This is a genomic window from Bacillota bacterium, assembly GCA_023511835.1.
GTDB lineage: Bacteria > Bacillota > Sulfobacillia > JAIMAT01 > JAIMAT01 > JAIMAT01.
Window position 1 is genome coordinate 1 of record JAIMAT010000121.1, and the last position, 4,835, is coordinate 4,835.

Sequence of the window (4,835 nt, forward strand, 5' to 3'; positions counted from 1 at the left end):
GGGCGCCCCCCGCTCCTCGGCGCCGTGCGGCGCCCGCTCACTCCGCGCCCACGCCGCTCAGCTGCCGGCTCCGCTCGATCACCTGCTGGGCGATGAAGGCGGGCATCTCCTCGTAGCGTACGAAGCGCTGTTGGAAGCGTCCCCAGCCGCGGGTCATGGAGCGCAGGTCGACGGCGTAACGGAGCATCTCCGTCTCCGGCACCTCGGCATGCACCACCTGCAGCTCGCCCTCGCGGTCCATGCCCAGCACCCGCCCGCGGCGCCGGTTGAGGTCGCCCAACACGTCGCCCAGGTACTCCTCGGGGACGGTGACGGTCACCTCGTCCACCGGCTCCAGGAGCACCGGGTCGGCCTCGTGGAAGGCCTTCTTGAAGGCGAGGGAGGCCGCGATCTTGAAGGCCATCTCGGAGGAGTCCACCGGGTGGTAGGAGCCGTCGTCCAGGGTGACGCGCACGTGCGTCACCGGGTAGCCAGCCAGCACGCCCTCGGCCATGGTCTCGCGAACGCCCTTCTCCACCGCCGGGATGTACTGGCGGGGGACGGCGCCGCCGAAGATCTTGTCGACGAACTCGAAGTCGGCCTCCGGCAGAGGGTCCAGCTGGAGGAAGACGTGGCCGTACTGGCCGTGACCGCCCGTCTGCTTCTTGTGCTTGCCCTCGGCCCGGGCGTGCTTGCGGATGGTCTCGCGGAAGGCCACCTTCGGCTCGGCCAGCTCCACCTCCACCTGGAACTTCCTGCGCAGCCGGTCGCGCAGCACCTCCAGGTGGACGTCGCCCAGGCCCGCCACCAGCACCTGATGCGTCTCGTTGTTCCGCTGCACGCGCAGCGAGGGGTCCTCCTCCACCAGCCGGGCCAGGCCCGCGCCCACCTTCTCCTCGTCGCCGCGCGCCTTGGGCTGGACGGCCACCGTGAAGACCGGCTCAGGCACCGGCGGCGGCGGCAGGCGGAGCCGTGCCTCGCCGCTGCTCAGCGTCTCGCCCGTCTGCGTGACGGCCAGCTTGGCCACGGCCACGATGGAGCCCGGACCCGCCTCCTGGACCGCCTGCTGCTCCTTGCCCTTCAACAGGAAGAGCTGCCCCACCCGCTCGGGCGCCTCGCGGCTGGAGTTCCAGACCTGCGAGTCGGCGCGCAGTCTTCCCTGGAAGACGCGCAGCACCGAGAGACGCCCGACATAGGGGTCGGTCTGCGTCTTGACCACCTGCGCGCAGAGCGGTCCGTCGGCGGCGCCGATCAGCTCCGCCGCACTCCCGTCGGCGGAGACGGCGCGGAGCGCGCGGGCGCGCGCCTCCGGCCCGGGGGCGAGACGCAGGATGGCCTCCAGCGCCTCCTCCACGCCCAGGTCGGCGGCGCCCGCCAAAGCCAGCACCGGCACGAGGTCGCCCGCCTGGACCGCGGCGGCCAGTCCGCGCTCCAGCTCCTCCGGGGCCAGCACGCCCTGCTCCAGGTAGCGCTCCAGCGTCGCCTCGTCCTGCTCGGCGGCCAGCTCCAGCAGCTGCTGACGGTAGCCGGCCGCCTCCTCCAGGAGGTCGGCGGGAGCCTCGATCTCGATGCGCCGCCCGTCGCGGCGGCCCCAGGCCTGGCCGGTGAGCACGTCCAGCACGCCCCGGAAGGCGGTCTCGGCGCCGACGGGAAGGGTAAGGGGCACCAGGCGCGAGCCCGCCAGGCGCCGGAGCGGCTCCAGCGCCGTGTCGAAGGCGGCGTGCTCGCGATCCATCTTGTTCACCAGGACGAAGCGGGGGAGGCGCTCCTCCGCCGCGCGGCTCCAGGCCTGCAGCCCGCCCACCTGCGGCCCGGAAGAGGCGTCCACCACCAGCAGCGCCGCGTCGGCGGCGTGGAGAGCGGCCAGCATCTCGGCGGCGAAGTCGAAGTAGCCGGGGGCGTCGAGGAGGGTGAGCGGCCGGTCGCGCCAGCGCAGGGTGGCAAAGCCGGTGAAGAGCGAGATCTTGCGCTGGACTTCCTCCGGCTCGAAGTCCAGGGTGGCGGTGCCGTCCTCCACGCGCCCCCGCCGGCCCACCGCCCCGGCCAGCGCCAGGATCGACTCCGCCAGGGTGGTCTTGCCGGAACCCGAATGGCCGACGAGGGCGAGGTTGCAAGGCTCCGATCTGCTCATGGCTCAGCCCCCCTCGGATCGGAGGCCGAGCCCCCGGGGACCCGGGACGCACGCTTCCGCCGCCTCGGCCCCGACCCAGATGCTGCTGAGTCCGTTCGTGTCCGCCGCGCCGTTCCCTGCCGGGGGAGGATCGCAACTTCTGCCGGCAGGCGATCCCCGGCCGACCGCTTGCCGGGCCGGAGAGCCGCTCAGCCCCGCCCGGCCAGGGAGGGCTCGGGCCGGTGGCCGGCCACGCCCCAGGCGAAACTCTGCTTGTAGATCTTCAACTCCAGCGAGGTGGCGGTGTCGACGATCCCTTCGATGCCGGCCAGATCCTCGATGAGGAAGCGCGAGAGCTCCTCGTTGGAGGCGAAGTAGGCCTCCACCAGGATGTCGAAGTCGCCCGTGGCGGCGGCGACGTAGCGGACCCGCGGCAGGGCGCAGAGCGCCTGGACGACCGACTCGAACCTCTGCGTCTCCACGTTGATGCCGATCAGCGCCGGTGTGTTGAAGCCGATCCGGAAGGGGTCCGAGACCGCCGCGATGTGGATGATCCCCTCCTGGACCAGGCGCTGGAACTTCCTCCGGATGGTCCCCTCGGTCACGCCGATGCGTCGCGCCAGGTCGACGAAGGACATGCGCCCGTCCTCCTGGAGGAGAAGGATCATCTCGCGCTCCGTCCGGTCCAGATCCACCATGCCCGTGGCCTCCTCGCGTCGGCTGCCGCCCGGCTGGCGCCGGGCTTGCGGGCGGCGGTCGTCGCCCGCCGCGCTTCTACGCTTTCCGTCCCCTTATTCTAACTCCTTTGCCGGATTCCGCACGATCGACAGCACCCAGTCGGGGGAACCCACCGGCTCGGCCGCGATCCGGACGCCCGCCGCGATGTGCCGGAGCGCCTCCCCGGCCGCCTCCCGGTCGCGCGCGCGCAGCCGGAGGAGCGGCTGGCCCGCCTCCACCCGCTCGCCCACCTTGGCCAGCACCTCGGCGCCGACGCCGTGGTCGACGCGCTCGCCCTCGTGCCGCCGGCCCGCGCCCAGCGCCATCACCGCCTCGCCCACCCGGCGGGCGTCGAGGCGCTCCAGCCAGCCGTCCGCGGGCGCGGCCAGCTCGGCCTGGACGGGGGCCAGCTCCAGGCGCTCGGGCTGGTCGACCACGCGCGGGTCGCCGCCCTGCGCCTCCACCATGCGTGCAAAGCGCTCCAGCGCCTCTCCCCGGCGCCAGACCTCGGCCACGCGGGCCCGCGCCTCCTCCGGGTCGGCCGCCCGCCCGGCCATCACGAGCGCCTCGGCGGCCAGCGCCTCGGCGCAGGCGCGCAGACCGGGCTCCGCCTGCCCGCGCAGCGCCTCCACCGCCTCGCGCACCTCGACGGCGTTGCCCACCGTCCTCCCCAGCGGCTCCTCCATGCGGGTCAGCACGCAGCGGACGGCCAGGCCGAGGCGGGCGCCCGTGGCCACCAGGCTCTCCGCCAGGCGACGCGCCTCCGCCTCGCCGGGAAGGAAGGCGCCCGCCCCCACCTTGACGTCCACCACCACCGCGTCGGCTCCCCCGGCCATTTTCTTCGAAAGGATGCTGGCGGTGATGAGGGGGAGCGAGTCGACGGTGGCGGTGACGTCGCGCAGGGCGTACATGCGCGCGTCCGCCGGCGCCAGGCTGGCGGAGTGGCCGGCCACCACGAGGCCGATGCGGCGCGCCTGCGCCACCGCCTCGGAGGGCTCCAGCGCGGTCCGGAAGCCGGGAATCGACTCCAGCTTGTCCAGAGTGCCGCCCGTGTGCCCCAGCCCGTGACCGGAGAGCTTGACCACCGGCAGGCCCAGCGCCGCCAGGAGCGGTACCACCAGGAGCGTCGCCTTGTCGCCGACGCCGCCCGTGCTGTGCTTGTCCACGTGCGGGCCCGGCAGCGCGGAGAGGTCGAGGCGCGAGCCCGAGGCGGCCATGGCCTCCGTCAGCGCGGCCGTCTCCGACGGGCTCATGCCGCGCCAGACCACGGCCATCATCCAGGCGGCCATCTGGGCGTCGCTCACCTCGCCCGCCATGAAGGCCCGGATCCAGTCCGCGATCTCCCCGGCCCGGTGCTCCAGGCCGCGCTTCTTGGCCTCGATGAAGTCCGCCGGACGCATCACGGCCGGTCGCCTCCCGGTCCCGGCTCCGGGAGGCCCGTGCCGGTCCGCTCCCCGGCGGCTCCCCCGGCCCCTCCCTCCCCGTCCTCCAGGCGGAAGAGTCTGGGCAGGAGCTCGCCCAGGCGGAGCACCTCGACGCCACCCTCCGGCGCCTCCAGCAGGACGGGAAGATCCTCCCCCGCGAACTCCGCCAGCGTCTGGCGGCAGGCGCCGCAGGGCAGGCACTCCGGCCGCTCCGGCGAGACCACCGCCACCGCCCGGATCCGCCGGGCTCCGGCCGCCACCGCGGCCGCCACCGCCGCCTGCTCGGCGCAGGTGGTGAGGCGGTAGGAGGCCACCTCCACGTTGCAACCCGTGAAGAGGCGGCCCGCCCCGTCGAGCACGGCCGCCCCCACGTGGAAGTGCGAATAGGGAGCCCAGGCGTTCTCCGCCACCCTCCGCGCCGCCTCCAGCAGCCCGGCCGCCTCCGCGGCGCCCAGGCCCTCCACCTCCGGCCCCTTCCCCGGGGCCGTCGCCTCGCCCTCCACGCCCGCGCACCTCCCCCGGGCGCGCGGCCTGCCGCAGGGCGGGGCCCCGCGCCGCCGCCTATGTTACTACGCGGGCCAGCCGCGAGGCGCCGCCCTCCAGCC

General features: G+C 74.5%; 4 protein-coding genes. All 4 read right to left on the minus strand.

The genetic code is table 11. The annotated features are described in order from the left end of the window. Window positions 1-37: 37 nt before the first annotated feature. Window positions 38-2,110: an elongation factor G gene (locus K6U79_11080; GenBank protein MCL6522895.1), complete on the minus strand. Its 2,073-nt coding sequence runs from the start codon at window positions 2,108-2,110 to the stop codon at window positions 38-40. Between the two features lie 188 nt (window positions 2,111-2,298). Then, the gene (locus K6U79_11085; protein MCL6522896.1) at window positions 2,299-2,787 is read right to left on the minus strand and encodes an Lrp/AsnC family transcriptional regulator; all 489 of its coding nucleotides are present in this window, start codon (window positions 2,785-2,787) and stop codon (window positions 2,299-2,301) included. A gap of 93 nt (window positions 2,788-2,880) precedes the next feature. Next, a complete protein-coding gene (locus K6U79_11090) occupies window positions 2,881-4,206 on the minus strand; it encodes a thymidine phosphorylase (GenBank protein ID MCL6522897.1) in 1,326 nt (441 codons plus the stop codon). Then, window positions 4,206-4,685 carry a cytidine deaminase gene (locus K6U79_11095; protein ID MCL6522898.1) on the minus strand — a complete coding sequence of 160 codons (480 nt, stop codon included), beginning with the start codon at window positions 4,683-4,685 and terminating at the stop codon, window positions 4,206-4,208. The genes K6U79_11090 and K6U79_11095 overlap by 1 nt, the downstream gene beginning before the upstream one ends. Window positions 4,686-4,835 lie beyond the last annotated feature (150 nt).